At 61.5% G+C, this 4,780-nt stretch carries 5 protein-coding genes; 2 read left to right on the top strand and 3 right to left on the bottom strand.

Annotated elements, in window-relative coordinates:
• Nucleotides 1–450: UDP-N-acetylglucosamine--N-acetylmuramyl-(pentapeptide) pyrophosphoryl-undecaprenol N-acetylglucosamine transferase (locus NW819_RS02780; protein ID WP_414412817.1), on the top strand; the 450-nt coding region annotated here is incomplete at its 5' end.
• A gap of 3 nt (nucleotides 451–453) precedes the next feature.
• Nucleotides 454–1,209, top strand: coding sequence for an endonuclease III domain-containing protein (locus NW819_RS02785; protein ID WP_414412818.1), 756 nt, complete (start codon nucleotides 454–456; stop codon nucleotides 1,207–1,209).
• Between the two features lie 16 nt (nucleotides 1,210–1,225).
• Here the strand turns inward: NW819_RS02785 and NW819_RS02790 are convergent, their stop codons facing one another.
• From NW819_RS02790 to NW819_RS02800, 3 genes are all read right to left on the bottom strand, one after another.
• Nucleotides 1,226–3,097 carry a chloride channel protein gene (locus NW819_RS02790; RefSeq protein ID WP_414412819.1) on the bottom strand — a complete coding sequence of 624 codons (1,872 nt, stop codon included), beginning with the start codon at nucleotides 3,095–3,097 and terminating at the stop codon, nucleotides 1,226–1,228.
• Nucleotides 3,098–3,104: 7 nt separating this feature from the next.
• Nucleotides 3,105–3,893, bottom strand: coding sequence for a type I methionyl aminopeptidase (gene map / locus NW819_RS02795; protein ID WP_414342345.1), 789 nt, complete (start codon nucleotides 3,891–3,893; stop codon nucleotides 3,105–3,107).
• Nucleotides 3,894–4,088: 195 nt separating this feature from the next.
• The gene (locus NW819_RS02800) at nucleotides 4,089–4,676 is read right to left on the bottom strand and encodes a DUF2062 domain-containing protein (RefSeq protein ID WP_011433729.1); all 588 of its coding nucleotides are present in this window, start codon (nucleotides 4,674–4,676) and stop codon (nucleotides 4,089–4,091) included.
• Between the last annotated feature and the right edge of the window lie 104 nt (nucleotides 4,677–4,780).

Genomic DNA, 4,780 nt, shown 5'->3' on the forward strand with positions numbered 1-4,780 from the left:
GGGGCCTGGATTGTGCATTTGACCGGCGGCAGCGAAGCTCAAGATCCGGAAGCCAGGATCCCCAGCCATCCCCGCTACCGGCCCTTTCCTTTCCGTCGAGATGTAGCTGCCTTGTTGCAGCGGGCCAACTTTGCCATTAGCCGCGCCGGAGCCATGAGCCTGGCGGAGTTGCTGACCACCGCCACCCCGGCCATTTTGATCCCCTATCCCTTTGCCGCTGAGGATCATCAGTATCAGAATGCTCTGGCCTTTGTGGGGCGCGGTGGGGGGGTGGTCATGCGAGAATCCGAAGAGAATCTGGACTTGCTGCGGCAAACGGTGTTGACCTGGTTGGCCCAGCCGCAGGTGGTTGCCCAAATGGCCGCTCGCTTGCAGGCCGCAGCTCCTCCCAATGCCAGCAAGGTTCTTGCCCGCCTGTTGCAGGAGATCCGCCAGAGTTCTGCCCGTTAAGCCGTGGTACAGCCAAGATTGGACAGCCTTTCCCAACGCCTGCCTGTGCCCGCCAAAGCGGCGGAGTCCCCAACCCTGCTGGCAGAACTCCTGCCCGCCGACAGGATGGAATCGCTGTTGATGCGGCTAGAGCAGTGCTTCGGGATCCCCCAGCGGGCTCCCGATGGGCTTTCCCCCCGCCCGGATCTCCTGGACGAGTTGGTGGGCACGATCCTTTCCCAGAACACCACCGATGCCAACAGCAGCCGTGCCTTCCGCGCCCTCAAAGCCGCCTTTCCCTCTTGGGAAGCGGTCTTGGCTGCCGATCCGGCAGATCTGGTTCAGGTGATTCGCCCCGGCGGCTTGGCCCACCTTAAAGCAGCCCGCATTCAGGAGATCTTGGCCGCCATTCAAGAACGACAGGGATCCCTGAGTCTGGACTTTCTGCGCGACCTGGACGACGCCGGCGCCCTCGACTTTCTGCTCTCGTTAAAAGGGGTGGGGCTGAAGACCGCCACCTGTGTGTTGTTGTTCGGGCTGGGTCGGGATCTCTGCCCGGTGGATACCCATGTGCATCGAGTGGCCAACCGTCTGGGCTTGGTGCGGGCCAAACATCCCGACGACACTTTTGCTCAGCTTTCCCCTCAGATCCCCAGAGGCAAAGCCTATTCCCTGCACGTCAACTTTGTCCGGCTGGGCAAGCGCATTTGCAAGGCCCGTATGCCCGAATGTGGCCGCTGCCCGCTGCGTCCCACCTGCCCCTCTGGGCGGCAGCGTTGATCCCGACAGCAGGGCTCTATTCTGCGGGCGCAGTAGAAGCATCTGGGATCCCCTCTTGTCCGTTCCTGCCGGCGTCTCTCTCTGCTGGGGGAACTTCCAACTCCAGGGCTTGCCGCACCGATTGAATCTCTTGGGAGAGCAGCACCCGCTCTCGATCCAACAGGCCGACGATCTGCTCCGGGTCTTCCCGCGAGACCACCGGCAATTGGCGCAAATCGTATTCGTACATCGGCTCGGCTGCCACCGCTACCGCCTCATCGGGGAAGGTGGTGAGAACCGGAGATTGGCTGACCTCCTGCACGGTCAGCTCCGCCAACTCCGCCGCCTCCTTATGGGCCAAGGCCCGCTCCAGATCTTCCAGGGTGAGAATGCCCCGCAGCCGCTCCTGTCCGTCCACCACCAACGCGCTATGGCACTTTTGCTGCAGCAAACTCTCCAGAGCTTCTCGCAGCGGTGTGTCTTGCCGAAGCAAAAGAGATGGGGGCACCATCACCTCTTGCACCGTCAGCTCTCTAGGCTCCTGCCCAAGGACTCCGTCAAGCGTTGCGTGGCGATAGCGACGGGCGGAAGGGTAGATGGCCGGCGAATGCAACTGCTCCGTCAGCCAGATGCTCAAACCCACTGCCGCCATCACCGGCAGCGCGATGTGATAGTCCCGCGTCATCTCAAACAGCAGCAAGATGGCCGTTAGCGGAGCCCGCACGCTGGCCGCCAACACCGCCGCCATGCCCACCATGGCGTAGGCAGCAGGGGGAGACAAGGCAATCAAGGGCAAAGCTTGAGATAGCACCTGACCGTAGCCTGCCCCCAGCACTGCCCCCATGAACAAAGCCGGGGCAAAGGTTCCCCCCACAAAGCCGCTGCCCAGGCTCAAAGCGCTCAGCAACAGCTTGCCCAATAGGAGCAGGCCCAGATGGCCAAGAGAAAAGGGAACGGCCTGCAGAATCGACTCAATGGTTTCATAGCCCACCCCCAACGCCAACGGGATCCCCAAACCTGCGCAGCCCAGGATCCCGCCCCCCAAAATGGGCTTGCTCCAAGCCGGCCAGGCCGCCAGGGGGCCACTGTTGAACAGGTGCTTGCCCCACTCCAGGGTGTAGCTGAAGGCCATAGAAACCAGGCTGGCCAAAAAGCCCAAGCCGAGATACAGAGGTACCTCCAGCAAGCTGTGGATCTCGTAGTCCGGCAAGACAAAAGCCGGCTGGGTGATGGTGGGCAAAAGAAAAGCGGGTTGTGCCCCCAACCCCACCTGGGCGATCAAGGCGGAGACCACCGCCGCCAACACCACCACACTGACAGCAGAAGTGGTGAAGGTGCGGGCCAAAGCCAGCTCCAGCGCCAAAAACACCCCGGCAATGGGCGCGTTAAACCCTGCCGCCAGGCCAGCCGCTGCTCCGGCAGCCATCAACAGTTGCACCCGCTCCCGCGAGAGGCGTAGGTTTTGCCCCAGCAGGGATCCCAGCAAAGCGCCACTTTCCACACTGGGGGCCTCAGGGCCAAGGGAAGCTCCCGCACCCAACGAGATGGCAGCCGCCAGGAGCTTGAGCGGGATCCACCAGGGCTGAAGTGCCAAAGGACGAGCAGGACTCACCAAGCCGGAGAGGCTCAAGTTGGGAAAGGGCACAACTGCCCCCAAAGCGCCGATCAGCAGGCCCCCCAACACCGGCGCCAAAGCCAGCGGCCAGGATCCCAGCAGCCACAGGCCATAGTGTTCTGCGGCCTTACCGATGCCATCCACGAGGGTGTCCTGCAGCAGATAGCGCCACCAGCCAATCAAGTAGCGAAATCCAACCACCAACAGCCCCGTGCCCAACCCCACTGCCGCCGCCAGCAGCAGCAGCAGGTTCTCGGAGGAGAGGCGCAGGCGGAGAGCGGGGGCGCTGTTCATGATCGGCTCAGGGGCTTTGGGAAGGCAGGGTCAAGATCTCTACACCGGTTTCGGTAACGGCGACCGTATGTTCAAATTGGGCCGAGAGCTTGCCATCCAAAGTGACCGCCGTCCACCCGTCGGAGAGCACCTTCACCTCCCAGGTGCCCTCGTTGATCATCGGCTCGATGGTGAACACCATGCCGGGGCGGAGTTTCTCCCCTTTTCCCCGTTCGCCGTAGTGGGGGATCTGGGGAGCAGTGTGGAATTGCCGTCCCACCCCATGCCCGACAAAATCCCGCACCACGCTGTAGCCCTGGGCCTCGGCATATTCTTGGATGGCAGCGCCAATGTCGCCGACTCTCCCCCCCGGCTTGACGGCAGCAATGCCCCGCCGCAGACATTCTTCGGTCACCTCCACCAAGCGCCGCGCCCGCTCAGAAGGCTGTCCGACAAAGAAGGTTTTGGACGTATCGCCGTGGTAGCCATCCAAAACCGGGGTGACATCGATGTTGATGATGTCGCCTTCTCGCAGGATCTGCTTGGGGCTGGGAATGCCGTGGCAAACCACGTGGTTGACGCTGGTGCAGATGGATTTGGGAAAGCCATGGTAGCCCAAAGGGGCACTTTTGGCCCCATGCGCCCGCGTCCATCGCTCGGCCTCGTCGTTGAGCTCTTGGGTGGTGACCCCTGGCCGCACCATCGGCTCCAAGTGCTTGAGCAGATCTGCCGCCAGGCGACAAGCCCGCCGCATTTTCTCCAGTTCCCGCGAAGAGAGCAACACAATGGGCTGAGGGGCTTGCGTGAGCTGGTTCATACCCGTCTGCAAAGCGGATCCCAACTGCTCCCCCCATCGCTGAGAGCGACGGCTGAGGTCTGTCAACAACGCTCGCATGTCTTCCATCATGAGACCTTATCTGTGAAAAGCTCTGTGAAAACGGATGGATCTCTGCACCTGCAGACTGTCCAGGATTGGGTTCTCAGTTGGGATTCTGAATCGCCTTGCGCCCATTCACAGACCCCTGCCGGCCATTTTCTGCCGCCGACGAATCCGCTGCACCAACCACAGCCCCAGAAAATAGCTGACGAGGGATCCCCAAAAACCGACAAACGCACAGCCGACAAACAGCGTGCCCGACATCTCCAAGCCCCACTGCATCCAGTTTTGCCAGGTGGCCGCCACCAGCTCTGTGGTGGGAAGGACAGTTCGGGATCCCAGTAGCCATTCTCCCACCTGGTAGTTGAATGCATAGATGGGCACATAGGTGAAGGGGTTACTCACCCAGGTCCCTGCCGCCGCCGCCAGCTTGTTGCCCCGAAACGGAACAGCCAACACCAGAGCGGCCAACGTTTGAAAGCCGAAGATGGGGAAACAGCCGGCAAAAACCCCTACCGCCAAGCCACGGGCAATTTCTTTTGGCGACGATTGCAGCCGCAACAGGCGCAGATAAAGATAGCGCAGCCAACGCTTCCAGGAAGGATCCCGGCGGGCTAGGGTCGGCCCTGGTTGAGATCCAGAGTAGGATCTGGAATAAAGCTTAAGGGATCCCGGCGAAGGCCAGGAGAAAGAGGGCAGCCTCAACCAAAAGAGGGGGCTCATGGTGGCAAGGGGGCAACTGAGAGAAGGTGTTAGGTCCTGTAAATCCAGTGTATCTTTCCTGCCCTTGGCGACAAAGGGCTATCGGCAAATCTGGGCCGGCAGCA

It is taken from the genome of Synechococcus sp. R8-2 (assembly GCF_047461715.1).
In the GTDB taxonomy this organism is placed as follows: Bacteria; Cyanobacteriota; Cyanobacteriia; order Thermostichales; family Thermostichaceae; genus Thermostichus.